Genomic DNA, 26,173 nt, shown 5'->3' on the forward strand with positions numbered 1-26,173 from the left:
ATGAGCTTTCGGCTTATCAAACGCGAACCATAAGCCGGTCACGCCGCCGTCGTGCGACCCTTCACTCACATCAGCAGGCGGATCACAGACCCAGCGTGTGCGCCGCACCCTGCGCCCGTGCCACCAGCTCGGCACGCTGTTCGGCCACGCGCGCGGGGGCCGTGCCGCCGACGCCGTCGCGACTGCCGACGGAGCCTTCGATCGTGAGGACGTCGCGCACGGCCGGGGTCAGATGAGACGAGACCTCGGCGAGAAGCTCGTTCGAGGCGCCCTGCAGCTCGAGTCCCCGCTGCTCGCAGGCGCGCACCAAGGCGCCGGAGATCTCGTGTGCATCGCGGAAGGGCACGCCCTGGCGAACGAGCCAATCGGCGACGTCGGTCGCAAGCGAGAATCCCTCGGGCGCCAGCTGCGCCATTCGCTCCGTGTCGAATCGCATCGTGGCGACCATGCCCGCGAATGCCGGGAGCAGCAGCTCCAGGGTGTCGACCGAGTCGAAGACGGGCTCTTTGTCTTCCTGCAGGTCGCGGTTGTACGCGATGGGCAGCCCCTTGAGTGTGGTGAGGAGGCCCGTGAGATTGCCGACGAGGCGGCCGGCTTTGCCACGCGCGAGCTCCGCGATGTCGGGGTTCTTCTTCTGCGGCATGATGCTCGAGCCCGTCGAGTAGCCGTCATCGAGGGTCACGAAGCCGAACTCGCGCGTGTTCCAGAGGATGACGTCCTCGGCGAAGCGGGAGAGGTCGATGCCGATCTGCGCGGCGATGAACGCGAACTCCGCGACCACGTCGCGGGCGGCCGTGCCGTCGAGCGAGTTCTCGGACGGGCGGTCCAGGCCCAGCTCACGGGCGACGAGAGCAGGGTCGAGCCCCAGGCTGGAGCCGGCGAGCGCTCCCCCACCGTATGGGCTCACGCGCGCACGCGCCGCCCAGTCGCGCAGGCGCTCCAGGTCACGCACGAGGGGCCAGCCGTGGGCCTGCAGGTGATGCGCGAGCAGGATCGGCTGCGCGTGCTGCAGATGCGTGCGTCCCGGCATGATCGTCTCGGGATTCGCCTCGGCCTGCGACACTATCGCGTCGATCAGGCGCAGGATGCCGTGGGCCACGCTCTTCGCATGGTCCAGAAGATACAGCCGCACGAGGGTGGCGATCTGGTCGTTGCGGCTGCGACCGGCGCGCAGACGCCCGCCCAGGTCGGCACCGGCGCGTTCGATGAGTCCGCGCTCGAGTGCGCCGTGCACGTCCTCATCGCTGTCAGCGGCGACGAACGCGCCGGAGGCGACGTCGGCCTCGAGCCGGTCGAGGGCGTCACGCATACCGCTCAGCTGCGTGTCGTCGAGGTAGCCTGCGGCGTGCAGCGCCACCGCGTGGGCGCGCGACCCGGCGATGTCATAGGGCGCGAGCGCCCAGTCGAAGTGCGTGGACTTGCTCAGCGCCGCGAGCTCTGGGGAGGGACCGGAGGCGAACCGGGCGCCCCACAGAGCACCCTCGTTCGTGCCGTGCTCGCTCATGCCGCGTCCTCCCGCGAGGTGCCGTTCTGGCGCAGCAGCCACACGAGCATGGCCTTCTGCGCGTGCAGGCGGTTCTCGGCTTCGTCCCACACGACCGACTGCGGGCCGTCGATGACCTCGGCGTCGACCTCGTAGCCGCGGTCGGCCGGCAGACAGTGGATGAAGATCGCGTCGTCCTTCGCGAGCCCCATCAGCTCCGTGGTGACTTTGTAGCCGCCCAGGTCGCGGATGCGCTCGAGCTTCTCCTCCTCCTTGCCCATCGAGACCCAGGTGTCGGTGACGATGATGTCGGCACCGGCGGCGGCCTCGTTGGGGTCGGTGTACAGCGTCACCGAGCCGCCCGTCTCGGCGGCGCGGCGGTCGGCGTCGGCCACGACGTCTTCGCGGGGCGCGTAGGCCTCGGGGGATGCGACGCGCACGTGCATGCCGGCGGTCACGCAGGCCAGCACGTAGGAGTGCCCCATGTTCGATGTACCGTCGCCGAAGAAGGCGAGGGTGAGGCCCTCAAGACTCCCCTTGTGCTCGCGGATGGTGAGCAGATCGGCCAGCAGCTGGCACGGGTGGAAGTCGTCGCTCAGTGCGTTGACGACGGGAACGCGGGTGTCACGCGCCATCTCTTCGAGCCCGGCCTGCGCGTACGTGCGCCACACGATCGCGGCCACCTGGCGCTCGAGCACCCGTGCCGTGTCAGACGGCGTCTCCTTGCCGCCCAGCTGGCTGTTGGCCGTGGAGATGATCAGCGGCGAGCCGCCCAGGTCAGCGATGCCCACCGCGAACGAGACGCGGGTGCGGGTCGACGACTTGTCGAAGATCACCGCGACGGTCTGCGGACCCGACAGCGCCTTGTTCGCCCAGCGGTCCTTCTTCAGCTCGATCGCGAGATCGAGGATCTCGGCCTGTTCGGCCGAGGTCAGGTCGTCGTCACGGAGCAGGTGGCGGGTCATGCGTTGTCCTTCATGTCGGATGCCGCGACCTCGGAGAGAGCGGCGGAGAACAGGGTGGTGAATTCATCGACCTCGGCATCGCCGATCGTGTACGCGGGCGCGATGCGGATCACATCGGCCGTCGGCGCATTGACGATCAGGCCGCGGCGCTGGGCGGCATCCCGCACCTCGCCGGCGACGGGCGCCGACAGGGTCATCCCGATCAGCAGACCCGCACCGCGAGTGCCGGTGACCAGCGGCAGACCCTCGACAGCGGCACGCAGCTGGGCGCCGCGGTCGGTGACGTTCTGCAGCAGGCCGGTGTCTTCGATCTCGGCGAGCACGGCGCTGCCCACAGCGGTGGCCAGCGGATTGCCACCGAACGTCGAGTTGTGCGTGCCCGGGAAGAAGAGATCATGGTCGCCGAAGGTCACCAGTGCCCCGAGCGGGAAGCCGGCGGCGATGCCCTTGGCCAGGCTCATAGCATCGGGCACGATGCCCTCCCGCTGGAACGCGAACCACTCCCCCGTGCGCCCGACGCCGGTCTGCACCTCATCGACGATGAGCAGTGCGCCGTGCGCGGTCGTGAGCTCCCGTGCGCGTTTGAGGAAGCCGTCCGGCAACGGCACGACGCCCGCCTCGCCTTGGACGGGCTCGACGACGAGGGCGGCGACGGTGTCGTCGATGCCGGCCTCGAGCGCCTCGATCGTCGGATCGATGTGCGCCACGTCGGGCAGCAGCGGCTGGAACGGGTCCTGGTAGAGGGGCTTGGGCGTGAGCGACAGAGACCCCATTGTCCGCCCGTGGAAGGCGCCGTTCAGGCTCACGATCGTGCGCTTGCCGGTCTTGTGCGCGTGCAGCCGCGCGAGCTTGATCGCAGTCTCGTTGGCTTCGGATCCGGAGTTCGCGAAGAACACGTGCCCACGCTCGCCGGTGCCCGCCAGGCGCTTGAGGCGTGCGGCCAGCTCGAGCTGCTGCGGCGTGGCGAAGTAGTTCGACACGTGCGCCAGCGTCGCGGCCTGTCGTGAGACGGCGTCGACGAACACCGGGTGCGCGTGACCGAGTGCGTTCACCGCGATGCCGCCGAGGAAGTCGAGGTAGCGGGTGCCGTCGGCGTCCCATACGTGCGAGCCCTCGCCGCGGACGAGCAGCGCGAGCCGTCCGCCGAGGTTGAGCAGATCGCGGGAGGCTTCATCCTGCCATGTGGTCATTGCGCGACCACCTCCGTTCCGATGCCGTGCTGGGTGAAGAGTTCGACGAGCACCGAGTGCGGCACGCGTCCGTCGATGATGGCCGCCGTGTCGACGCCGGACTCGACCGCGTCGAGGCATGCGCGCATCTTGGGGATCATGCCTGATTCCAGTCGCGGCATCATCTCGCGCAGCTCGGTCGCGGTCAGGTGCGAGACGAGCGAGTCGCGGTTCGGCCAGTCGGCGTACAGGCCCGGCACGTCGGTGAGGACCACGAGCTTCGTGGCGTTCAGCGCTGTAGCGAGTGCGGCGGCCGCGGCATCCGCGTTCACGTTCAACGAGTGCCCCGGATTGTCGAGATCGGGCGCGATCGATGAGACGACGGGGATGCGGCCGGCGGCGAGGTGGTCGAGGATGGGCTGCGGATCGACCTGCACGACGTCGCCCACCCGGCCGAGGTCATGCTCGACACCGTCGATGACGACGCCGCGGCGGCGGCCGCCGAAAAGCCCCGCGTCTTCGCCCGACAGCCCGGTGGCGATCGGTCCGTGGGCGTTGATCTTCGCGACCAGCTGCGGGTTGATCTGACCGGTCAGCACCATGCGCACGACCGAGATGGCCTCGGTCGAGGTGACCCGGTAGCCGCCCTTGAACTCACTGGGGATCGCAAGTCGGTCGAGCATCGACGAGATCTGTGGGCCGCCGCCGTGCACCACCACCGGCTGCACGCCGACGTAGCGCAGGTACGCTATGTCGGCGGCGAACGCCTCTTGCAGCTCGTCGGAGACCATAGCGTTTCCGCCGTACTTGATCACGATGATCTGATCGCGGAAGCGCCGAAGCCACGGAAGCGACTCGACGAGGGTCAGCGCCTTGGCCGAGGCCTTCGCGGGGTCGGTGCGCTGCAGGTCGATCTCGCTCATGAGGAGTACGCGCTGTTCTCGTGGACGTAGTCGTGCGTGAGGTCGTTCGTGAGGATCGTCGCGGTGGCCTCGCCGGTCTTCAGATCGATGACCACGTGGGTGGCACGCGGTGTCAGGTCGACGTCGTCACGGGGCGCGTCCGGCCCGCCCTCGGTGCACACCCGGACCCCGTTCATCCACACGTCGGTGTCGTAGGGGTCGAAATCGGCCCGAGTGGTACCGATGGCCGCCAGCACGCGACCCCAGTTCGGGTCGTTGCCGAAGATCGCCGCCTTGAACAGGTTGTTGCGGGCCACCGAGCGGCCCACCTCGACGGCGTCGGACTCGGATGCCGCGTGCCGCACCTCGATCGTGATGTCGTGGCTGGCGCCCTCGGCATCGCCCTGCAGCTTGCGGGCGAGCTCTTGACAGAGGTCGGTGAGCTCGGCGGTGAACGCCTCGAGATCGGGCGTCACCTCGGAGGCGCCCGATGCCAGCAGGGTCACCTGGTCGTTGGTCGACATGCAGCCGTCGGAGTCGAGCCGGTCGAAGCTCACCCCGGTGGCTGCCCGCAGCGCGGCGTCGGCCTGCGCGGCGTCGATCGCCGCGTCGGTCGTGATGACGACGAGCATCGTGGCAAGGCCCGGCGCCAGCATCCCGGCTCCCTTCGCCATGCCGCCGATCGTCCACCCGGAGCGGGTGCGCACGGCGGTCTTGCTCACGGTGTCGGTGGTCATGATGGCGGATGCCGCGGCTTCGCCCCCGTCGGCGGAGAGCGCCGCGACGCCCTTCGTGACGCCGTCGAGGACCTTGGCGCGGAAGGCCTCGTCACCGAAGCCGATGAGCCCGGTCGAGCAGACGAGGATGTCGCCCGCGCTCACCCCGAGCAGCTCCGCCGCCTTCTCGGCGGTCTGGTGCGTGGTCTGGAAGCCGAAGCTGCCGGTGAAGCAGTTCGCTCCGCCCGAGTTGAGCACGACCGCCTCGACGACGCCGTCGCCGACGGCCTGCTCCGACCAGAGGATCGGATTCGCCTTGGCGCGGTTGCTGGTGAAGACGGCCGCCCCGACCTTGGCGGGGCCGCGGTTGACCACGACTGCCACGTCGGGTCTGCCGGTGGATTTGAGACCCACGGCGACGCCGGCCGCCTCGAACCCCTTCGCTGCGGTGACGGTCACGGTGCGACTCCGTTCACGGTGAGGGCGCGGCCTTCGTCGAGATCCAGCGCGATGTTCATGGACTGCACGGCCGCACCGGCCGTGCCCTTGACGAGATTGTCGACCGCGGTGACGACGGTGACGCGGTTCACGTCGCGGTCGATGTGCAGCCCCATCAGCGCCGTGTTCGCGCCGATGACGTCGGCCGTGCGCGGATACACGCCCTCAGGCAGCAGCTGCACGAACGTCTCGCCGGCATACGCGTGCTCCCACGCGCCACGGATGTCGGCATCGGTGACGCCGGGGGCGATGCGTGCCGAGCAGGTGGCCAGGATGCCGCGGGCCATGGGCACGATCACCGGGGTGAAGGAGAGGTGCACGTCGGCGGCGCCCGCCGCCCGGAGAGCCTGGGCGACTTCGGGGATGTGCCGATGGACGCTCCCGACGGAGTACGGGCTCGCAGATCCGAGGATCTCACTGCCCAGCAGATGCGGTTTGAGACTCTTGCCGGCGCCGGATGGCCCGACCGCGAGCACCGCGACGAGGTCGGTCGCGTCGATCACGCCGGCGGCGACGCCGGGCGCCAGCGAGAGCGCGACGGTCGAGGCGTTGCAGCCGGGGGCCGCGATCCGGGTCGCGCCCACGAGGTTCGCACGCTGTTTGCCGGTCGCCGTCGGCAGTTCGGGAACCCCGTACGCCCACGGCTCGTGGAAGTCACCGCCGTAGAACGCGTCCCACGCCGCGTGCGAGACGAGCCGGTGGTCGGCGCCGGCGTCGATGACCAGCCCGACGTCGGTGAGCGCGTCGGTGTACTGGCCGGACTGTCCGTGCGGCAGCGCGAGGAAGACGATGTCGTGGCCGGCGAGGATCTCGGGTGTCGTGTCTTGCAGGGTCAGATGCGACAGCGAACGCAGATGCGGCTGGTGCGCTACAAGCGGCTGCCCGGCATTCGAGTGCGCGGTGACCGTGCGGATGTCGATGTCGGGGTGTGCGGCGAGAATGCGGAGGATCTCTCCTCCCGCATAGCCGGAGGCGCCGGAGACGGCGACCGAATAGGTCATTCTTCTACCTTAGTTTCTGGGATCGCCGGGGCTGAGCCGGCACGGACCGATGACGGCGACGCCCTTCCCGCCCCGAGGGACGGAATGCAGCATCGCCTAGAGTCGGCGGTCGCCCAGACGTCGACGCGCGCAACCGAGGCTCACACGGAGCTGCTCGAGGTTCGCGGCCGAAGGCATGGCCCGACGATAGCCGCCGGGGCGCGGCATCCGCAAATCGTGTGTCACAGATGAAGCGCGAGGAACGCGTTCGTGCGGTCCCATGCGTCGGCGGCCGCATCGGCGTCGTACCGCAGGCCGGCGTCGTTGAAGAACGCGTGTTCGGCGCGGTCGTACACGACCGCGGTGAAATCGACGCCCGCGGCCGTCATGTCACGTCGCACCGTCGGCAGAGCGTCCATCAGCGCCGCGTCCTTGCCGCCGTACAGCGCCAGCACCGCGCCCTGGATGCTCGGCATGCGGCTCTCGTCGGGTGCCGTGCCGTAGAACGGCACCGCGGCACGAACACGGTCGTCGGCTGCCGCCAGAAGGAACGCGTAGGTGCCGCCGAAGCAGAAGCCCACCGTCCCGACGCGTCCGTCGACGCCCGGCTGCTCGTCGAGCCAATCGATCGCCGCCGTGAGGGCGCCGACCGCCCACCCGGCGTACTCGGGGGCACGACCGCCGGCGAGCGCCTCGCGCATGCGCGGCTGCGCCGCGGTGCGCGCGGCCTCGTCGGTGGAGTTCATGAGCGCGAACAGTTCCTGCCCCATCGCCGGCGCAACACCGGCATGGCTCAGGATGTCGGGCGCTATGACCACATAGCCCTCGCCGGCGAACCGATCGGCGACGGCGCGGATGTGGTCGGTGAGCCCCCAGATCTCGTGGATCACGACGAGCCCCCCGCGCGCCTCGCCCGCGGGGCGGGCCACGTGGGCGTCGAACGTCGTTCCGTCGGGGACGGTGAGCATCAGCGTCTCAGGCATACTCTCACGCTAGCGCGGCGTCGGCGGTCAGTCGCGGATCTTCGCGCCGAAGCGCTCGGCCGCACGCTCCACGCCCTGCAGTTTCGCCGCGGTCGCCTCGGCCGCCGTCAGCGTCCGGTCGACGGCGCGGAACAGCAGCGCGAACGTCAGGCTCTTCGTTCCCTCGGGAACGCCCTGCCCACGGTAGTCGTCGACGAGGCGCAGCGATTCGAGCAGCGCGCCGCTGCCGTCTTCGAGCGCACGGCGCACGGCGCCGGCCGGCACCTCCACCGGCACGACGAGCGACACGTCCTGCGTGGCCGCCGTCTGCGTGGACAGGGATGCCGCGGCCACCGGCTCGCCGGCCGCGCCCAGCAGCGCATCCAGGTCGAGCTCGGCGACATACACTCGCCCATTCAGGTCGGCGTCGGCGGCGACCTGAGGCAGCAGCTCACCCGCATAGCCGATCTCGCGGCCGGCGACGCTCAGCACCGCAGTGCGGCCCGGGTGCAGCGCCGCGCGCTCCCCCTGGGCGACCTCGAGGTCCACTCCCGCCGCGGCAGCGATCACCCTGACGACGTCGAGCGCGTCGGCGAGGTCGATGGGCACGGCCGGCTGCTCCGGCTGCTTAGCGATGCGATTGCCGGCCAGAAGGACCGCACCATGGCGGGGCTGGGACGGCAGGGCTGCATCCAGCGCCGCGAGAGTGGCCTCGTCGGGGCGCTGCGCGGGCGGCGGCACCTCGTCGGTGCCGTACTCCACGCCCGGCTCGGGCAGGAACACCGACCCGAGTTCGAACAGGGCGAGGTCGGTGAGCCCGCGGGACAGATTGCGGTGCGCAACCTGCAGAAGCCCCGGCACCAGCGAACGGCGCAGGGACGGCGCATGCCCGTCGAGCGGGTTGGCCAGCGTGATGCTCGGCAGGTGCTCGCCGGTGGCCGAGCCGTGCAGATCGTTCTGCTCGGCGGTCGTGAAGGGGAACGACGGCGTCTCGACCAGACCGGCCGCGGCCAGGGCATTCGCGACGCGACGCCGACCCTTCTGGCTCGGCGTCCAGCCGCGGCCCGACGGAGGCGTGGGCAGCACCGAGGGCACGCGGTCCAGCCCGACGATGCGGGCCACCTCCTCGGTCAGCGTCCACTTGTCGGTCAAGTCCGGACGCCACGACGGCGGGGTGACCAGCCAGTGGTCGCCCGCGTCGAAGACGTCGCAGCCGATCGTGGTCAGGGCCTCGGCGGTCTCGTCATCCGCGTAGTCGACCCCCACCAGCGCCGGGGCGAAGGGCTTGGGCAGGGCGATCGCCTCACGCTCGTAGGAGGCGAACAGCGCGCCGCCGGTCTCGGTGTCGAGCGTGCCGCCGGCCAGCTCCACCATCAGGTCGGCCACGCGGCGTGCAGCGATGAACGGGACGAGCGGATCGACGCCGCGCTCGAAGCGCCGTGACGCCTCGCTGGGCAGCTTGTGGCGCCGGGCGGTGCGGGCGATGGTCACCGGGTCGAACACGGCCGCCTCGATGAGGACGTTGGTCGTCTCGGATCCCATCTCGGTGGTGGCGCCGCCCATGACGCCGGCCAGGCCGATGGGGCCCGAGCCGTCGGTGATGAGCAGGTCTTCGGGGTCCAGCGCGCGCACCTGGTCGTCGAGGGTGGTGAGCTTCTCACCCGGCCGCGCGCGACGCACGGTGATGCCCTCGGTCAGCTTGTCGAGGTCGTAGCCGTGGATGGGATTGCCGAGCTCGAGCATCACGTAGTTCGTGATGTCGACGAGGATCGAGATCGAGCGGATGCCGGCCAGCACGAGACGGGCGATCATCCACGGGGGCGTCGGGGATGAGGCATCCACCCCCCGCACGATGCGCGCGACGAACTCCGTCGCGCCGACGTTGCCGCGGATCGGGGCGTCGTCGACGACGGCGACCGAGAAGCCGCCCTCGGGCTGTTCGAGTTGCGCCCACTCTCGCACGCCCGGGTCGCGGAACGCGCTGCCGGTGGCGTGCGCATACTCGCGCGCCACGCCACGCAGACTCAGCGCGTAGCCGCGGTCGGGCGTGACATTGATCTCGGCGGCGACGTCGTCGAGGCCGAGCAGGCTGACGGCGTCGCTGCCCACCGGCGCGTCGATGCCCAGGTCGGCCAGCCGCAGGATGCCGCTGTGCTCGTCGCCGAGCCCGAGCTCGCGAGCCGACGCGATCATGCCGTCGGAGACGTGGCCGTAGGTCTTGCGCGCCGCGATCGGGAACGGGCCGGGCAGCACGGCGCCTGGCAGCGTCACCACGACCTTGTCGCCGACGCCGAAATTGTGCGCACCGCACACTATTCCGCGTACGCCGCCGTTCGCCTCGCCGACGTCGACCTGGCACCAGTTGACGGTCTTGCCGTTGGTCTGCGGCTCACCGGTCATCTCGAGCACCTGCCCGACCACCACCGGGCCCGACACCTCGAAGCGGTGCACGTCCTCCTCTTCGAAGCCGACCGACACCAGCGACGCCAGGACGTCCTCCGCAGTCGCCTCCGGCGCCACATCGACGTATTCACGCAGCCACGAGAGCGGGACGCGCATCACACCACCATCCCGAACTGCTCGCTGAAACGGATATCGCCTTCGGCCATCTCGCGCATGTCCTGCACATCGCTGCGGAACATGAGCGCACGCTCGACGCCGATGCCGAACGCGAAGCCGCTGTAGACCTCGGGGTCGATGCCGGCGGCGCGCAGCACGTTGGGGTTGACCATGCCGCAGCCGCCCCACTCGATCCAGCGGGCGCCACCCTTGAAGGTGGGGTGCCACAGGTCGAACTCGGCGGACGGCTCGGTGAACGGGAAGTAGTTGGTCCGCAGGCGCGTCTTGGCCTCTGCGCCGAACAGCTGGCGCGCGAGGTGATCGAGTGTGCCCTTCAGATGCGCCATCGTGATGCCCTTGTCGACCACGAGCCCCTCCACCTGGGTGAAGACCGGCAGGTGGGTGGCGTCGTACTCGTCGGTGCGGAACACGCGCCCCGGCGAGACGATGTAGATCGGCAGTTCGCGGGTGAGCATCGAGCGCATCTGCACGGGGCTGGTCTGCGTGCGCATGACCAGGTGCCGCTCGGGCGGGTCGACGTAGAACGTGTCCTGCATCTGGCGGGCCGGGTGGTCGGGGTCGAGGTTGAGGGCGTCGAAGTTGTACCACTCGTGCTCGAGCTCGGGGCCCTCGGCGACCTCCCAGCCCATGCCGACGAAGATGTCGCCGATCTGCTCCTGCAGGAGGGTGAGGGGATGCCGCGCCCCGACGCGCGCGCGTGACGGCAGCGCCGTGACATCCACCCGCTCCGCCTCCAAGCGCGCCGCGGTCTCGGCGGCCTCCAGCTCGCCCTCGCGGGCGACGAACGCCTGGTTGACCCGGCCTCGGGCTTGACCGACGAGCTTGCCGAACTCGGCCTTGCGTTCCGGGGGCACCTCGCGCATGCGTGCGTTGAGCTTCGCCAGCGGCGAGGCCTCGGCGGAGTGCGCGGTGCGCGCGGCCTTCAGCGCGGCCGTGTCGGTCGCGGCGGCGATGGCTGCCAGCGCGGCCTCGACCGCGGCATCCACCGCCTCAGGGGTGATCTCAGAAACCTCGTCGGACACGAGAATCGAGTCTACCGGGGCGCAGGCCGCGCCCCGGACGGCTCAGGCCTGGCGGCCGTCGAACTTGCCGAGTCCCCGACGAACCGCGATCCGCTCGGTCGCGGTCGTGGGGTCGCCGCCGTCGCCGGGATCGAGGTGCGGCGCCTTCGGCGAGCGGCGCATCCTCTTCTCGACGCGGTAGGCGACATACGACAGCAGCAGACACAGGGCCACGTAGATCGAACCGCCGACGATCGCGGCGGGCACGAGCGGCGAACCGTACTGGATCTGCGTGCCGAGCAGCTTGATGACGTACAGCAACTCGGGGTACGTGATGATGAAGCCGAGTGCGGTGTCTTTCAGCGCGACGACGAGCTGCGAGATGATGACCGGCATCATGGCCCGCACGGCCTGCGGCAGCAGGATGAGACGCATCACGCCGTTCTTGCGCAGGCCGATCGCGTACCCGGCCTCCTTCTGACCGCGGGGCAGGGACTCGACGCCGGCGCGGATCGCCTCGGCCAGAACCGAACCGTTGTAGGCGATAAGTGCCACGACGACGGCCACATACGGCGTGACCTTGATTCCCACGGTCGGCAGACCGTAGTACATCAGCATCATGAAGATCAGGACGGGGATGGCGCGGAGAATCTCGACGATCCAACCGACGGGCACACGGATCCATGCGTGGTCGGAGAGCCGCCCGACGGCGAGGATGAAGCCGAGGATCAGCGCACCGACGCCCGCGACGATGAACGCCGAGAGGGTGTGCCAGAGGCCGTCGAGGATGCGCATCCAGATGGCCGTGTATCCGAAGATCGACCACTTCTGCGCAGTGAACTGCCCGGTCGCATACAGCCGCCAGACGGTGAGACCGATGAGCGCGAGCACCACGAGGATCGTGACGACGCCGAGCACGCGGTTTCGCAGACGGGCGCGCGGCCCGGGCACATCGTAGAGGACGGAGCTCATCGTTCGACCTTCCACTTGCGCTCGAGGACCCGTTGCAACCAGGCCAGAAGCAGAACGAGGACGACGAAGATCACGGCGATCAGCAGCAGCGTCAGAAGCTGGTTCTCACCGGTGACCATCGCCTGGAAGATGTTGTCTGCGCTCGCGGTGCGGTGCTCGCTCAGATACGCGGTCACCGATCCGAGGTTCAGCACCGAGAATCCGGCGGCGACCGTGGTGTTCTTCAGGAGCGCGATGAGCACACTCATCATCGGCGGCACCACCGAGCGGAACGCCTGCGGCAGGATGACGAGGCTCATCACCTGACCGAAGCCCAGCCCCAGAGCCCGGGCGGCCTCAGCCTGCCCGACCGGGACGGTGTTCACGCCCGAGCGGATCGTCTCGGCGATGTAGGTGGCGGTGTAGACCCCGAGCGCGATCGTGGCCAGCATGATGGCGTTGATGCGCTGGCCGAGCAGGATCGGGATGCAGAACGCGAAGAAGAACATGACCAGCGTGAGCGGGGTGTTCCGGATCCAGTTCACGTACACGGTACCGACCGCGCGGGCGATGGGCACCGGCGAGACGCGCATCGCCCCGACGATGAAGCCCAGTACGAGCGCTATCACCCCGCCGGCGAAGAACAGGACCAGCGTCCCTTCGATGGCCTGCCACCACAGGTGCCCGACCTCGTCCATGTCGCCTCTCTTCCTGTCCGATCGTGCGCGGTCTGTCTCCGATATGGGAGCCGGGCGGCGGCGCACCGCCGCCCGGCGTCACAGATCAGCCGACCGGGTCGACCTTCGGCTGCTCGGCGGTCACGCCGGACTTGCCGAGGTTGTTGTCGAAGATCTTCTGCCAGATGTCATGGCCGTCGGTCAGCGTGTCGTTGAAGAACGTCTGCAGCGCGGTGTCGTCCTTGGCCAGGCCGATGCCGTACCGCTCCTCGCTGAACACGTCGCCGACGGTCTTGAGGTGGTCGGGGTCCTGCGCGGCGTAGCCGAGCAGGATCGCCTCGTCGGTGGTCACCGCGTCGACCTGGCCCTGCAGAAGGTCCTGCACGCAGGTCGAGTACGTGTCGTACTCCTTCGTCTTGGCCGGGGTCTCGTCCTTGATCCGCTGGATCGAGGTCGACCCGGTCGCCGAGCACACCACGTCGCTGGCGGTCAGCGAGTCCTTGCCGGTGATCGTGTCGTTGTCCTTGGCGACGAGCAGGCCCTGCCCGGTGATGAAGTAGGGACCGGCGAAGGAGATGAGCTCCTTACGCTTGTCGGTGATCGAATAGGTGCCGACGTAGAAGTCGATGTCGCCGTTCACGATCGACTGCTCACGGTTCGCGGACGCGATCGGCTTGAAGGTGATCTTGTCTTCGCCGTAGCCGAGGGATGCCGCCATCCAGCGGGCGATGTCGATGTCGAAGCCGCTGCGCTTGTTGGTGGTGGTGTCGAGGTAACCGAGGCCGGGCTGGTCCTCCTTGACGCCGATCGTCACCTTGTCGGCCTTCTGGATGCGGTCGAAGGTGGGACTGTCGGTGAGGCTCACGTCGGTGGCCACCGTCCACGGCGTGTTGCTTCCGCCGTCGCCGTTGTCACCGTTCCCGGTGTCGCCCGGCGTGCCGCTGTTGCACGCCGTGAGCGCGATGGCCGCGACGGCGGCGATGCTCAGGCTCGCGAGGATGCGTGTCTTGCGCATGTGTTTCTCCTTTGTCAGGGGTGCAGGTCAGTGGGTGAGGAGCTTCGAGAGGAAGTCCTTGGCGCGCGCCGACGACGGGTTCGTGAAGAACTCCTCGGGCGTGGCCTCCTCGACGATCTGGCCGTCGGCCATGAACACGACGCGGTCGGCCGCCTTGCGGGCGAAGCCCATCTCGTGGGTGACGACGATCATCGTCATGCCGTCCTGGGCCAGCTCGACCATGACGTCGAGCACCTCGTTGATCATCTCCGGGTCGAGCGCGCTGGTCGGCTCGTCGAAGAGCATCACCTTGGGGTTCATCGCGAGTGCACGGGCGATGGCCACGCGCTGCTGCTGCCCGCCGGAGAGCTGGCCGGGCAGCTTCGAGGCCTGTGCACCGACGCCGACGCGCTCGAGCAGAATGCGTGCCTGCGCTTCGGCGTCCGCCTTCTTCATCTTGCGGACCTTGATCGGCCCGAGCGTGACGTTGTCGAGGATCGTCAGGTGCGAGAAGAGGTTGAACGACTGGAACACCATGCCGACGTCGCTGCGCAGCTGGGCGAGGCCCTTGCCCTCCTTGGGCAGCTCGGCGCCGTCGATGGTGATCGTGCCGCTGGTGATGGTCTCGAGTCGGTTGATCGTGCGGCACAGGGTCGACTTGCCGGAGCCGGACGGGCCGATCACGACCACCACCTCACCGCGGTTGACCGTGAGGTTGATGTCTGTGAGGGCTTGGAAATCGCCGTAGTGCTTCTGCACGTCCGTGATCACAACGAGCGGGTCACCGCGTCGAACAGAGATGTTCGACGTCTTCGGAGCCGCGTCTTCGGGGATCGTCATGCAGACAACACTAAGCAACCGCTCAGGTAATCCGCGACTTCGGCGCGGGACGTTTACCGATCCGTGATCGAGGCGCGTTGCGCGAAGGCCGTCTCGTACAGGCACACGCTCGCCGCCGTGGCGAGGTTCAGCGATTCGGCGCGGCCGTAGATCGGCAGCCGGAGCGCCTGGTCGGCGAGGCTCAGCACCTCGTCGTCGAGCCCGCGCGCCTCGTTGCCGAACAGCCACGCGACAGAGCCGGCGAGCACCCCCGACTCGCGCGCCGCGAGAAGGTCGGCGCCCTTCACATCGGCCGCGAGAACACGCAGCCCGGCCGCACGCGCCGCCGTGACGGCATCCACCGCTTCCCCGCCGAGTGCGAGCGGCACATGGAACAGCGAACCCGTTGTGGCGCGCACGACTTTCGGGTGGAACGGGTCGACCGTGCGCCCGGTGAGGATCACCGCGTCCGCGCCGGCGGCGTCGGCAGCGCGGATGATGGTGCCGAGATTGCCGGGATCGCGCACCTGCTCGCAGATAGCGATGAGCCGGGGGGATGCCGCGAGCACATCGCGCATGCGCACCGGGAACTGCTGGGCGACCGCGATCACTCCCTGCGGAGTGACCGTGTCGGCCATCGCCTCGACGACCTGCTCGGTCGCGTAGACGACCTCGACACCGGCGTCGGCGGCGCGCTCGGCCAGATCGGTGTGCTTCTGGGCGGCCGTCGGTGTGACGAACAGCTCGACGATCCCGTCCGGCCGGTAGGTCAGCGCCTCACGCACGGCCTGCGGGCCCTCGAGCAGGAACAGCCCTGTCTCGTCGCGATGGCGACGCTTGACGAGCTTTGCGACGGTGCGCACGCGGGCAGATCGCGGGTTCTCCAGCACGCCCTCAGTCTATGGGGGCGAGGCGAACGAGAACGGGCGCCCCTGCACGCAGGGACGCCCGTTCGGGAGGATCAGCTCACGCCTTGGGGGCGTTCACGTTCTCCGGCAGTGCCTTCTTCGCGGTCTCGACGAGAGTCTTGAACGCGGCCTGGTCGTTGACAGCGAGGTCAGCGAGCATGCGACGGTCGACCTGCACGTCGGCAAGGCGCAGCCCCTGCATGAGACGGTTGTAGGTCAGGCCGTTCTGGCGGCTCGCGGCGTTGATGCGCTGGATCCACAGGCGGCGGAAGTCGCCCTTGCGCTTGCGACGGTCGCGGTACGCGTAGACGAGCGAGTGGGTGACCTGCTCCTTCGCCTTGCGGTACAGCCGCGAACGCTGACCCCGGTAACCGGAGGCGCGCTCGAGGATGACGCGACGCTTCTTGTGGGCGTTGACGGCCCGCTTGACTCTAGCCATTTCGTTTCGTTCCTAACGTGCAGTCGGTGCGCTCAGCGCCCGAGGAGCTTCTTGACGTTCTTCGCGTTCGCCGGCGAGATCGCCTCGTCCTTGTTCAGCCGGCGGGTGCGGCGGCTGGACTTGACCTCGAGGTTGTGGCGCATGCCCGACTGCTGCTTCATGATCTTTCCGCTGCCGGTGACCTTGAAGCGCTTCTTGGCGCCGGAGTTCGTCTTCTGCTTCGGCATGTCTCTTCCTTCGTTGTGCATCCCGCTGTCGCGGGAAGGCGTGTCCCGCGCGGTGCGGGAGCGTGTGGGGGCCTATTCGGCCGGGTCCGCAGGAGTGTCCGAGGGGCCGGAGGCCGCAGCCTTCGCCTGGCGGGCGGCCTGCTTGTTGGCGGCGCGCTGGGCGTTCTGCTCGGTCTTGACTTCGGACTTGTTCTTGTGCGGTGCGATCACCATGACCATGTTGCGACCGTCGATGCGCGGGTTCGACTCGACCGTACCCAGCTCGGCGACATCCTCGGCGAACTTCTTGAGCAGACGAACGCCCTGCTCGGGGCGCTGCTGCTCGCGGCCGCGGAACAGGATCATGGCCTTGACCTTGTCACCCGCCTCCAGGAAGCCCTCGGCGCGCTTGAGCTTGGTGATGTAGTCGTGGGCCTCGATCTTGAGGCGGAAGCGGACCTCTTTCAGGACCGTGTTGGCCTGGTTGCGGCGGGCTTCCTTCGCCTTCTGGGCGGCTTCGTACTTGTACTTGCCGTAATCCATGATCTTGACCACGGGCGGCTTCGAGTTGGGCGCGACCTCGACGAGATCGAGATCTGCCTCCTGAGCCAGACGCTGCGCAACCTGGATGGCGACGACGCCGACCTGCTCACCGTTGGGTCCGACGAGTCGGACCTCGGGGACGCGGATGCGCTCGTTGGTGCGGGGATCGCTGATGCGGAACTCCTCTTCGTGCGGTGGATGACCGCGACGCGGGGTGCGTCACGGGCAAAGGCACACTCCACCCGCACAATGCGTGACGCACTGGCTCCGCACCCTGACTGCCGGTGAACCGGCGGAGTGCAATGACCCGGTAGCCTGGAACGGCAAGCGCGGGTGGGATGTGATCCTCTTTCGAACCGGGCGCAGAGCCCGGAACCCGCCTAGTTTATCAGAGAGAACGACGTGAACACGACAGCTGGCCCTTCGAACGAGGATGTCGCGCGCCAGGCGCGCTGGGAAGAGCAGGAGAAGCGCGCCGCCGCCGCGACCCGCGACATCGCGGATGTGCCGGCCGTCGAGGTCATCACGACCACTGCGGTGCACCTGATGAGCGCCGCCGCCGTGAAGCTGGGCCTGGCCGATGAGCCGGGCGAGCAGCTCGACCTCGACGAGGCTCGCAAGCTCATCAACGCTCTGGCGGGCCTTATCACCGCGGGCTCACCAGAGATCAGCAGCGCGCATGCCGCGCCCCTGCGCGACGGGCTGCGCTCGCTGCAGCTGGCATTCCGCGAGGCATCGCCCGTACCCGACCCGATCGGCAAGGGTCCGGGCGAGAAGTGGACGGGCCCGGTCTCCTGACCGTCAGCGGCTGAGCTTCACGCTCAACGAGTCGACGAGCGTCGCGATGCGGTCGTCGGCGGCCCAGCGCTTGGCCAGCCGTGCGAGCACGGCGTCGAGCTGCTCCTGGCCGAGTCCGTCGACGAGCTTCAGGTGCACGAGCAGTTCGGGCCCACGCAGGCGCCCCGACGGGTCGCCGTCGGCGACCGCGACGTCGATGACGGCGAGTTCGCGGGCGACGCTCTCCTGGAGACCTGTGAACACGTCCGTGCTGCGGTAGCTCGGTTCCCACCCGATCTGCTGTGCGATGGCCCAGACGGCGGGCCGTCGCAGGACGTGCTCGGTGTCGGACGCGGGATCGATCACGATGAGGTCGGTCTCGTCGTCGACGGCCGCCAGGGCCGTGCGCACGCCCTCGACCGGAACCGGGCGGGCCGTGGCATCCCACCGTCCCATCGCCTGCACCGACGAGAACACGGGCAGCACACGCCGCCCGTCGGGCGCTGCCACCGTCACGATCGAGAGCTCCTGCGTCTTGTCGACGGGCAGCCCCGTGGGCCCCACGCCCTCGTCGCCCTTCTCGGCGACCAGCGGGATCAGCAGCCGCGCGTCCCGGTAAGCGTCGACGATGGCGACCCGGTCACCAGCGCCGCCGGTGAAAGCCGTCAGCGCGGCCAGCAGCGCCGGGTCCGCCGACCCGTCGTCGCCGGAGTGCGGATTGGCGCGGAACGACCGGCCGGCCCACGGAACGCCTGCCGAGTCGGTGATGTGCGGGTCGTGCCCGCAGCTCTCGTCAGTTCCGTGCGACATCCAGCGCCTCGGCGAGGGTGAACTCGCCCGCATAGAGAGCCTTGCCGATGATCGCGCCCTCGACGCCCAACGGCACGAGCTCTCGCAGCGCCGCGATGTCGTCGAGGCTCGACACGCCGCCGCTCGCGACGATCGGCTTGGGGGTGCGCTCGGTCAGCTGACGCAGAAGATCGAGATTCGGGCCGCGCAGGGTGCCGTCCTTCGTGACATCGGTGACGACGTACCGGCTGCACCCGGCGTCTTCGAGACGCGCGAGCACCGTCCACAGGTCGCCGCCCTCACGGGTCCAGCCGCGGGCGGCGAGCGTCGTGCCGCGCACGTCGAGACCGACCGCGATGGCGTCGCCGTATCGGCGGATGACGTCCGCGGCCCACTCCGGGTTCTCCAACGCCGCGGTGCCGAGGTTGATGCGGGCAGCCCCCGATTCGAGCGCGGCCTCCAGCGAAGCGTCGTCGCGGATGCCGCCGGACAGCTCGACCTGCACGCCCTTGAGCTGGCGGATGACCTTGCGCAGGATGGCGGCGTTGCTTCCACGCCCGAACGCCGCGTCAAGGTCGACGAGGTGTACCCACTGCGCGCCCTGGTGAGCCCAGTCCAGCGCCGCCTCGATCGGGTCGCCGTAGTCGGTCTCACTGCCGGCTTCGCCCTGGGTGAGGCGGACCGCCTTGCCGTCGGCCACATCGACGGCGGGCAGGAGGATCAGTTCGGGCGTGGCGGCGAAATCACTGGGCACGAGGTCACACAGTAGCCCGCGGCAGGCTGTCGATCCAATTCGAGAGCAGACGGACGCCTGCCTCGCCCGACTTCTCGGGGTGGAACTGCGTGGCCGCCAGCGGCCCGTTCTCGACCGCGGCCAGGAACGGCACAGCCCCGTAGTCGCACCAGGTGAGGATCGGCTCGGGGAACGGCGGCTGAACCTGCAGGTTCCACTGTGTGGCCCCATACGAGTGCACGAAGTAGAAGCGCTCATCCTCGATGCCGGCGAAAAGGCGGCTTCCGTTGTCGGGGCGCACGGTGTTCCAGCCCATGTGGGGCAACAGCGGCGCGTCGAGCTCGGTGACCACGCCCGGCCACTCCCCCAGCCCCTCGGTGTCGACGCCCCGTTCGACGCCGCGTCCGAACAGCACCTGCATTCCCACGCAGATGCCGAGCACCGGCCGACCACCGGCGAGACGGCGGTCGATGAGCTCGTCCCCGCGGATGTCACGCAGCGCCTTCATCACGGCTGCGAAGGCCCCGACGCCGGGCACGACGAGTCCGTCGGCGTCGTGCACGAGCCGTCGATCGGCTGTGAGTCGTGCATCGGCGCCTGCGGCCTGAAGCGCCTTGACCGCCGAGTGGACGTTTCCCGAGCCGTAGTCGAGGACCGCGACGAGCGGCTTCGAGGTCACAGCGCACCCTTCGTGCTGGGGATGCCGCGCACCGAGGGATCGAGCGCCTTGGCCCCGCGGAACGCGCGCGCGAAGGCCTTGAATTCGGCTTCAGCGATGTGGTGGGGATCACGGCCCGACAGCACACGCACGTGCGTGGTGAGGGCTGCGTGGAACGTGATCGCCTCGAAGGAGTGCCGCACGAGCGAGCCCGTGAAGTGGCCGCCGATCAGATGCAGCTCGAAGCCGGCCGGCTCGCCCTCGTGTACCAGGAAGGGGCGCCCGCTGATGTCGACGACGGCCTGCGCGAGTGCTTCATCGAGCGGCACCAGCGCGTCGCCGAACCGCGAGATCCCGGCCTTGTCGCCCAGTGCCTCGCGGATCGCGTCGCCGAGGACGATCGACACGTCTTCCACAGTGTGGTGCGCATCGATGTGCGTGTCGCCGGACGCGCGGACCGTCAGATCGGTCAGCGAGTGCTTCGCGAAGGCGGTCAGCAGGTGATCGAAGAACGGAACGCTCGTGTCGATGTGGGCGACGCCGGTGCCGTCGAGGTCGAGCTCGAGTTCGACCGAGGACTCGCTCGTCGAACGCGAACGGGAGGCGGTGCGGGACGCGGCGGTCGTCATGACGCCGAGTCTATCGAGGCCAGGGCGTCCAGGAACGCGCTGGTCTCCTCCTCAGTACCCGCACTCACCCGCAGACTGCGGGGCAGCCCGACGTCGCGCACGAGCACGCCCCGATCGAGGAGCGCCTGCCAGGTCGCGGTCGGCTCGTCGACACCGCCGAACAGCACGAAGTTCGTCCACGACTCGTACGGCTTGTAGCCCAGCGCCTCGAGCGTCGCCGAGATCCGATCGCGCTGGACCACGATGTCATCGACGGTCGCGAGCATCGTCGGCGCATGCCGCAGGGCCGCCAGCGCCGCCGCCTGCGTGAGTGTGCTCAGGTGGTAGGGCAGCCGCACGAGGCGCAGTGCGTCGGTCACGGCCGGGTCGGCCGCCAGATAGCCCACACGCGCCCCGGCGAACGCGAACGCCTTGCTCATCGTCCGCGAGACGACGAGGCGCTCCCGCCCGGGCAGCAGCGTCAGAGCGGAGCGCTCGTCGCGCGGGGCGAACTCCCAATACGCCTCATCGACCACCACGATGCCGTCGGTCGCGTCGTACACCCGCTCGATGACATCGATGGGCATCGGGGTACCGGTCGGATTGTTCGGCGAGCACAGCAGCACGACATCGGGCTTCGCCTCGGCGACCTGGGCTGCGGCCGCATCCGGCTCGATCGTGTAATCGACGCCCCGCTCGCCGGCCACCCACGCGCTTCCCGTGCCCCGCGCGAGGAGCGGATACATCGAATAGGTGGGTGCGAAGCCGAACACCGTGCGCCCCGGGCCCGCGAACGCCTGCAGCACCTGCTGCAACACCTCGTTCGACCCGTTCGCCGCCCAGAGCTGATCACGGGTCAGCCCGTGGCCGAGATACTCGGCGAAGGCCTCGCGCAGCTGCGTGAACTCCCGGTCGGGGTAGCGATTCACGTCGTGGAGGGCGAGGGCTATGGCATCGAGGATGTCGTCGGCCACCTCCTTGGGAACGGGGTGGGTGTTCTCATTCACATTGAGGGCGACGGGCACGCGCGCCTGCGGTGCACCGTACGGGCTCATGCCGCGCAGATCATCACGAACGGGCAAGTCGTCTAATCGAGGGCTCACCGCTCCATCGTAGAGCCGCACCCGTCCGTCAGCCGGCCGGAGCGTAATCCGCGGGAAGGGAGAGGACTTCGCCGGGTGTGACCGTCACACCCTCGAGCGCGTTCAGACGCACGATGGCGTCGACGACGTCGCGCGGATCGGCGTGCGGTGCGACGCGCTGGGCGATCCCCCACAACGAGTCGCCGGCCGAGACCGTGACCGTGGCGAACGAACCCGCCGGAGCGCCCGCGTCACGGGAAGCGAGGGCTGCGCCCCCGCCGACGGCGGCCGCCGCGATGGCGGCGGCGATCGGAAGCGCGACCAGCGCCGCGAGGACGCGGCGTCCGCGGGCGGTCAGACGCAGATGAGTGACACGCTGCGCTGTCGGGGCGATCGTGACCATGGCTCCTCCTGGATGCTGTGAAGAGATTCGGTGCGGGAGCCCGGCCGGGGGCGTCCCGTACCGAATCTATCTTCCGAATCTAGTTTCGATGCTGTACTCTGTCAAGTGGGATCGGGATCCGAATCCGAATCGAAGACGACACGCCCGCGGGCTGACGCCGATCCGACTCGGAAGCGGATACCGTTTCGATGAGGACACCTCACCACGGACCTCCGACATTCGAAGAAGCTGCAGCAGCGGCGAGAACGGGAGCTGACATGGGCGACGCATCGCAGGACGCCACGACACCGGCGCCGCAGGTGCCGAGAATGCGCCGGCAGACACGGCGACGAAAGAGCCTGAGCGACAAGCAGATGGCCATCCTCGAGGTGATCCAGCAGTCGATCACCCGCCATGGCTACCCGCCGAGCATGCGCGAGATCGGCGATGCCGTCGGACTCAAGTCGCTCTCGAGCGTGACCCACCAGCTCAACCAGCTCGAGCTGAGCGGGTACCTGCGCCGCGACGCCGGCAAGACGCGGGCGATGGAGATCCTCATCGATCTGCCCGGCACGTCTGCGGAGAACCCCGCTGACTCCGCGCCCGCCGTCGGGGACGCCGCGCTCGTTCCGCTGGTCGGCCAGATCGCCGCCGGAGTGCCGATCACCGCCGAGCAGCAGGTGGAGGAGATCTTCCCGCTGCCGCGTCAGCTCGTGGGCAAGGGCGAGCTGTTCATGCTCAAGGTGCAGGGCGAGTCGATGATCGACGCCGCCATCTGCGACGGCGACTGGGTCGTCGTGCGTGCGCAGAACACCGCCGACAACGGCGAGATCGTCGCTGCGATGCTCGACGGCGAGGCGACAGTGAAGATGTTCCGCCAGCGCGACGGCCACACCTGGCTGCTCCCCCGCAACTCGTCGTTCGAACCGATCCTCGGCGATGAAGCAGTCGTGCTCGGCAAGGTGGTGGCGGTGTTGCGCGCGGTCTGAGACCGCACCGACGATGAACGGCCCCGGGATGCGCTCCCGGGGCCGTTCGCCGTCGAGGGTCAGACGCGCGCCAGGCGCCCCTCACGGACACGCTCGGCGGCCGCGACGAGGTTGCCGAGGGCCGCCACCGTCTCCGGGTACGCACGCGTCTTCAGACCGCAGTCGGGGTTCACCCACACACGGCGCACGGGGATGGAGTTCACCGCCTGCTCCAGCAGGTCGACGATCTCGTCGACCTGCGGCACGCGCGGCGAGTGGATGTCGTACACCCCGGGGCCGATGCCCCGGGAGAAGCCCGACTCGGCGATGTCGGCGATGACCTCTCCACGGCTGCGCGCGGCCTCGATCGACGTCACATCGGCGTCGAGCGCTGCGATGGCGTCGATGACGACCCCGAACTCCGAGTAGCACAGGTGCGTGTGCACCTGGGTTGCAGCATCCGCGCCCGCCGTCGCGAGTCGGAACGACGCCACCGACCAATCGAGGTAGGCCGGCTGGTCACCCTTCTTCAACGGCAGCAGCTCGCGCAGGGCGGGCTCGTCGACCTGGATGATGCGGATCCCGGCCTCCTCGAGGTCGCCGATCTCGTCACGCAGAGCCAGTGCGACCTGGTTGGCGGTCGTGGCCAGCGGCTGGTCGTCGCGCACGAACGACCATGCGAGGATCGTGACCGGCCCGGTGAGCATGCCCTTGACCGGCTTCTCGGTCAGCGCCTGTGCGAACTGCGCCCAGCGCACGGTGATCGGTGCGGGGCGCGACACATCGCCCCACAGGATCGACGGGCGCGTGGCGCGCGACCCGTACGACTGCACCCAGCCGTTGCGCGTGACGGCGAAACCGTCGAGGTTCTCGGCGAAGTACTGCACCATGTCGTTGCGCTCGGGCTCGCCGTGCACGAGCACGTCCACACCCAACTCCTCCTGCAGACCGATGACCGAGGTGATCTCCAGTCGCAGCACATCCTCATAGTCAGACGTCGACAGTTCGCCGCGGTCGTGCGCGGCCCGTGCCCGGCGGATGTCAGCGGTCTGCGGGAACGACCCGATGGTGGTGGTGGGCAGCAGCGGCAGTCCGAGCGCCTCCTGCGCGGCATCCCGCTCGTCCTGTGGGCCGCGGTCGAACGCCGCCGCGTCGAGCGACGCCGCACGCGGACGCACCGCACCGTCGTGCACGCCGTCGGCGGCCGCGCGATCCGCCAACGCCGCGGTGGCAGCCGCGAGCTCGGCTTCGATGGACGCACGACCGTCGACGAGTCCACGGGCGAGCACCGCGACCTGGCCGACCTTCTGATCGGCGAAGGCGAGCCAGCTCTTCAACCGGACATCGAGGTCGGGCTCGTCGTCGACATCGTGCGGGACGTGCTGCAGCGATGTCGAGGTGCCGACGGCAGTGGATGCCGCACCCAGCGCCTTCAGTCGCTCGAGCTTCTCCCACGCCGCCGCCAGGTCGCCGCGCCAGACGTTGCGCCCCTCGACCACGCCGCCGATCAGCGTCTTCGATGCGAGCCCCGAAACGGGGATGGGAACCTCACCGCGCGTCAGGTCGACGGCGATGGCGTCGATCGGAGCGGCGGCGAGCGCTCGCCAGCTCTCCTCGGAGAGCTGTGCATAGCCGGCGGCCACCTCGATCTGCGGCCGGTGGTGGGCCCCGCCGAGCACCGCGTAGGCGCGCTCGGCGGCCGCGGCCAGATCGGCCGGGGCGACCTCCAGCGACTCGCTGACCAGAGCGGGCTCGTCCAGCTGCACCCACTCGGCGCCGGCTGCGCGCAGTGCCGCGAGCAGCTCGACGTAGACGGGCAGCAGGTCATCGATCCGGCTCAGCGGCACGAAGCCCTCCGGCGCGCCGTCGGCGGGCTTCGACAGCGCCAGAAGCGTCACCGGCCCCACGACCACCGGCCGCGTCACGACGCCGTCGGCCCGGGCTTCGGCGACCTGCTGGGCGAAGCGGTGGCTCGACAGTGCGAAGACCGTCTCGGGTGCTATCTCGGGCACGAGGTAGTGGTAGTTCGTGTCGAACCACTTCGTCATCTCCAGCGGGGTGCGCTCGGCATCGCCGCGGGCTGCCGCGAAGTACGCGCGCAGGCCGATCGAGCCGTCGGCCTCGCGCAGGTCGGCGAACCGCGCCGGCAGCGCGCCGACGGCAGCGGCCGCATCGAGAACCTGGTCGTAGTACGAGAACGACTCGGGGATGGACGAGTCGTCACGGCCCAGTCCGAGCGCGGCCAGGCGCTCGCGCGTGGCGCGCCGCAACTCGGCGGCGGTGTGCTCGAGCGCCGCCTCATCGAGGGTGCCGGCCCAGTGCGCCTCGACGGCGCGCTTGAGCTCACGGCGGCGGCCGATGCGGGGGTAGCCGAGGATCGTCCCGGCGGGGAATGCGGTCATCGTGCGATCTCCTTCTGGATGGGGGTGGGGATCCCGGCCTCGTCGAGGACGGCCAGGACGGTCTCGTGGCTGTTGAACGCGTACAGGTGGACGCCGGGGGCGCCGCCCGCGACGACCTCGGCCGCCAGGCGTGCGGCAGAGCTGATGCCGATCGCCCGCTGCCGGACCGGATCGGGTTCGATCTGCAGCGCGATCGAGAGCTCGGCGGGCGCATCCTGTTCCGAGAGCTCGAGCACGCGGTAGAGGCGCTGGGGCGAAGTGACCGGCATGATGCCGGGCAGGATCGGGATCGTCACCCCGGCCGCGCGAGACCGGTCGACGAAGCCCAGGTAGTCGTCGGCGTGGAAGAAGAGCTGGGTGATGGCGAACGTCGCCCCGGCCGCCTGCTTGGCCAGCAGCGCATCGATGTGCTCCCGGGGGTGCCGGGAGCGAGGGTGGCCGTTGGGGAACGCCGCGACGGCGATCTCGACGTGTTCTCCGGGAACCACCCGGGCCGCGCGCGGCAGCCCCCGTATGCCCGCTTCGGCATACGGGGCCCGCTCCGCCTGCACGCGGTCGATGAGCTGCGCGAGCTGGGCAGCCGACTCCAGGTCGCCGAGGAACGGGTCGCCCTCGACGGATCCTGCGGGCGGGTCGCCGCGCAGAGCGAGGAAGCTGCGGATGCCGGCATCCAGGAACTCCCGGATGAGACGTGCCGCCCCCGCATAGGTGTTGCCCACGCAGGTCAGGTGCGCGAGAGGCTCGACATCGGTGTGGGTGCGCAGGTACTTCAGCACCTCCAGCGAGGGTCCGCCGGTGGAGCCGCCCGCGCCGTAGGTCACCGAGATGAACCGCGGGCCCGCCGCGGCGAGCCGCTGCAGCGTGTCGTGCAAGGCGGCGGCCGAGGCCGGGGTGCGGGGCGGGTAGACCTCGAAGGAGAACGGCGCGACAGCCCAGGGACGCTGCAGGTCGTCGGCGAGGGTCATGGTGCTTCCTGTTCGG

Annotated in this window: 27 protein-coding genes; 2 read left to right on the forward strand and 25 right to left on the reverse strand. The window is 69.4% G+C overall.

All coding sequences use genetic code 11. The features are described 5' to 3' along the window. Nucleotides 1-82 precede the first annotated feature (82 nt). The 17 genes from argH to infC all read right to left on the reverse strand — a co-directional run bounded on the left by argH (nt 83) and on the right by infC (nt 16,967). Nucleotides 83-1,504 (reverse strand): argininosuccinate lyase, encoded by a 1,422-nt coding sequence (gene argH, locus PU630_RS10495; protein WP_275277018.1) that lies wholly within the window; start codon nt 1,502-1,504, stop codon nt 83-85. After that, entirely contained in the window at nt 1,501-2,448 is a 948-nt protein-coding gene (gene argF / locus PU630_RS10500) for an ornithine carbamoyltransferase (RefSeq protein WP_275277019.1), read from the reverse strand. The genes argH and argF overlap by 4 nt, the downstream gene beginning before the upstream one ends. Then, a complete protein-coding gene (locus PU630_RS10505; protein ID WP_275277020.1) occupies nt 2,445-3,638 on the reverse strand; it encodes an acetylornithine transaminase in 1,194 nt (397 codons plus the stop codon). Before PU630_RS10505 ends, argF begins: the two co-directional genes overlap by 4 nt. Then, nucleotides 3,635-4,540, reverse strand: a complete 906-nt coding sequence (gene argB / locus PU630_RS10510) for an acetylglutamate kinase (protein WP_275277021.1) — start codon at nt 4,538-4,540, stop codon at nt 3,635-3,637. The genes PU630_RS10505 and argB overlap by 4 nt, the downstream gene beginning before the upstream one ends. Further along, complete coding sequence (gene argJ, locus PU630_RS10515) at nt 4,537-5,694, reverse strand: bifunctional glutamate N-acetyltransferase/amino-acid acetyltransferase ArgJ (protein WP_275277022.1); 1,158 nt, start codon at nt 5,692-5,694, stop codon at nt 4,537-4,539. The genes argB and argJ overlap by 4 nt, the downstream gene beginning before the upstream one ends. Continuing rightward, nucleotides 5,691-6,734 carry an N-acetyl-gamma-glutamyl-phosphate reductase gene (argC, locus tag PU630_RS10520; RefSeq protein ID WP_275277023.1) on the reverse strand — a complete coding sequence of 348 codons (1,044 nt, stop codon included), beginning with the start codon at nt 6,732-6,734 and terminating at the stop codon, nt 5,691-5,693. The genes argJ and argC overlap by 4 nt, the downstream gene beginning before the upstream one ends. A gap of 221 nt (nt 6,735-6,955) precedes the next feature. Beyond that, nucleotides 6,956-7,696 carry a dienelactone hydrolase family protein gene (locus PU630_RS10525; RefSeq protein WP_275277024.1) on the reverse strand — a complete coding sequence of 247 codons (741 nt, stop codon included), beginning with the start codon at nt 7,694-7,696 and terminating at the stop codon, nt 6,956-6,958. 27 nt (nt 7,697-7,723) lie between these two features. Beyond that, entirely contained in the window at nt 7,724-10,234 is a 2,511-nt protein-coding gene (pheT, locus tag PU630_RS10530; RefSeq protein ID WP_275277025.1) for a phenylalanine--tRNA ligase subunit beta, read from the reverse strand. After that, on the reverse strand, nt 10,234-11,283 hold the full coding sequence (gene pheS / locus PU630_RS10535) for a phenylalanine--tRNA ligase subunit alpha (protein WP_275280078.1): 1,050 nt from the start codon (nt 11,281-11,283) through the stop codon (nt 10,234-10,236). The genes pheT and pheS overlap by 1 nt, the downstream gene beginning before the upstream one ends. Before the next feature lie 36 nt (nt 11,284-11,319). Next, complete coding sequence (locus tag PU630_RS10540; RefSeq protein ID WP_275277026.1) at nt 11,320-12,228, reverse strand: amino acid ABC transporter permease; 909 nt, start codon at nt 12,226-12,228, stop codon at nt 11,320-11,322. Next, entirely contained in the window at nt 12,225-12,905 is a 681-nt protein-coding gene (locus tag PU630_RS10545) for an amino acid ABC transporter permease (RefSeq protein ID WP_275277027.1), read from the reverse strand. The genes PU630_RS10540 and PU630_RS10545 overlap by 4 nt, the downstream gene beginning before the upstream one ends. A gap of 85 nt (nt 12,906-12,990) precedes the next feature. Beyond that, entirely contained in the window at nt 12,991-13,899 is a 909-nt protein-coding gene (locus PU630_RS10550) for a glutamate ABC transporter substrate-binding protein (RefSeq protein WP_275277028.1), read from the reverse strand. Nucleotides 13,900-13,926: 27 nt separating this feature from the next. Further along, nucleotides 13,927-14,718: an amino acid ABC transporter ATP-binding protein gene (locus PU630_RS10555; protein ID WP_275277029.1), complete on the reverse strand. Its 792-nt coding sequence runs from the start codon at nt 14,716-14,718 to the stop codon at nt 13,927-13,929. A 53-nt stretch (nt 14,719-14,771) separates the two neighbouring features. After that, nucleotides 14,772-15,587 (reverse strand): TrmH family RNA methyltransferase, encoded by an 816-nt coding sequence (locus PU630_RS10560; RefSeq protein ID WP_275277030.1) that lies wholly within the window; start codon nt 15,585-15,587, stop codon nt 14,772-14,774. A 76-nt stretch (nt 15,588-15,663) separates the two neighbouring features. Then, nucleotides 15,664-16,044, reverse strand: a complete 381-nt coding sequence (gene rplT, locus PU630_RS10565; protein WP_275277031.1) for a 50S ribosomal protein L20 — start codon at nt 16,042-16,044, stop codon at nt 15,664-15,666. A 32-nt stretch (nt 16,045-16,076) separates the two neighbouring features. Next, on the reverse strand, nt 16,077-16,271 hold the full coding sequence (rpmI, locus tag PU630_RS10570) for a 50S ribosomal protein L35 (protein WP_275277032.1): 195 nt from the start codon (nt 16,269-16,271) through the stop codon (nt 16,077-16,079). 72 nt (nt 16,272-16,343) lie between these two features. Further along, on the reverse strand, nt 16,344-16,967 hold the full coding sequence (infC, locus tag PU630_RS10575) for a translation initiation factor IF-3 (protein WP_275280079.1): 624 nt from the start codon (nt 16,965-16,967) through the stop codon (nt 16,344-16,346). 228 nt (nt 16,968-17,195) lie between these two features. On the opposite strand from infC, the gene PU630_RS10580 reads away from it, so the two are divergent. Next, nucleotides 17,196-17,591 (forward strand): DUF1844 domain-containing protein, encoded by a 396-nt coding sequence (locus PU630_RS10580; protein WP_275277033.1) that lies wholly within the window; start codon nt 17,196-17,198, stop codon nt 17,589-17,591. A gap of 3 nt (nt 17,592-17,594) precedes the next feature. Here the strand turns inward: PU630_RS10580 and PU630_RS10585 are convergent, their stop codons facing one another. From PU630_RS10585 to PU630_RS10610, 6 genes are all read right to left on the reverse strand, one after another. Further along, nucleotides 17,595-18,380 (reverse strand): SseB family protein, encoded by a 786-nt coding sequence (locus tag PU630_RS10585; protein ID WP_275277034.1) that lies wholly within the window; start codon nt 18,378-18,380, stop codon nt 17,595-17,597. Further along, complete coding sequence (gene priA / locus PU630_RS10590) at nt 18,364-19,113, reverse strand: bifunctional 1-(5-phosphoribosyl)-5-((5-phosphoribosylamino)methylideneamino)imidazole-4-carboxamide isomerase/phosphoribosylanthranilate isomerase PriA (RefSeq protein ID WP_275277035.1); 750 nt, start codon at nt 19,111-19,113, stop codon at nt 18,364-18,366. The genes PU630_RS10585 and priA overlap by 17 nt, the downstream gene beginning before the upstream one ends. A 4-nt stretch (nt 19,114-19,117) precedes the next feature. Beyond that, entirely contained in the window at nt 19,118-19,771 is a 654-nt protein-coding gene (gene hisH / locus PU630_RS10595) for an imidazole glycerol phosphate synthase subunit HisH (protein WP_275277036.1), read from the reverse strand. Continuing rightward, nucleotides 19,768-20,379, reverse strand: coding sequence for an imidazoleglycerol-phosphate dehydratase HisB (gene hisB / locus PU630_RS10600; RefSeq protein ID WP_275277037.1), 612 nt, complete (start codon nt 20,377-20,379; stop codon nt 19,768-19,770). Before hisB ends, hisH begins: the two co-directional genes overlap by 4 nt. Further along, nucleotides 20,376-21,413, reverse strand: a complete 1,038-nt coding sequence (locus PU630_RS10605) for a histidinol-phosphate transaminase (protein WP_275280080.1) — start codon at nt 21,411-21,413, stop codon at nt 20,376-20,378. The genes hisB and PU630_RS10605 overlap by 4 nt, the downstream gene beginning before the upstream one ends. A gap of 76 nt (nt 21,414-21,489) precedes the next feature. Beyond that, nucleotides 21,490-21,843 carry a LysM peptidoglycan-binding domain-containing protein gene (locus tag PU630_RS10610; protein ID WP_275277038.1) on the reverse strand — a complete coding sequence of 118 codons (354 nt, stop codon included), beginning with the start codon at nt 21,841-21,843 and terminating at the stop codon, nt 21,490-21,492. A gap of 308 nt (nt 21,844-22,151) precedes the next feature. On the opposite strand from PU630_RS10610, the gene lexA reads away from it, so the two are divergent. Beyond that, on the forward strand, nt 22,152-22,811 hold the full coding sequence (gene lexA / locus PU630_RS10615; RefSeq protein ID WP_275280081.1) for a transcriptional repressor LexA: 660 nt from the start codon (nt 22,152-22,154) through the stop codon (nt 22,809-22,811). Between the two features lie 59 nt (nt 22,812-22,870). Here lexA and metE read toward each other — a convergent pair whose 3' ends face one another. Then, a complete protein-coding gene (gene metE, locus PU630_RS10620) occupies nt 22,871-25,192 on the reverse strand; it encodes a 5-methyltetrahydropteroyltriglutamate--homocysteine S-methyltransferase (RefSeq protein WP_275277039.1) in 2,322 nt (773 codons plus the stop codon). Then, complete coding sequence (locus PU630_RS10625; RefSeq protein WP_275277040.1) at nt 25,189-26,157, reverse strand: methylenetetrahydrofolate reductase; 969 nt, start codon at nt 26,155-26,157, stop codon at nt 25,189-25,191. Before PU630_RS10625 ends, metE begins: the two co-directional genes overlap by 4 nt. Nucleotides 26,158-26,173: the final 16 nt, after the last annotated feature.

This window comes from Microbacterium horticulturae (assembly GCF_029094505.1).
Lineage (GTDB): Bacteria > Actinomycetota > Actinomycetes > Actinomycetales > Microbacteriaceae > Microbacterium > Microbacterium horticulturae.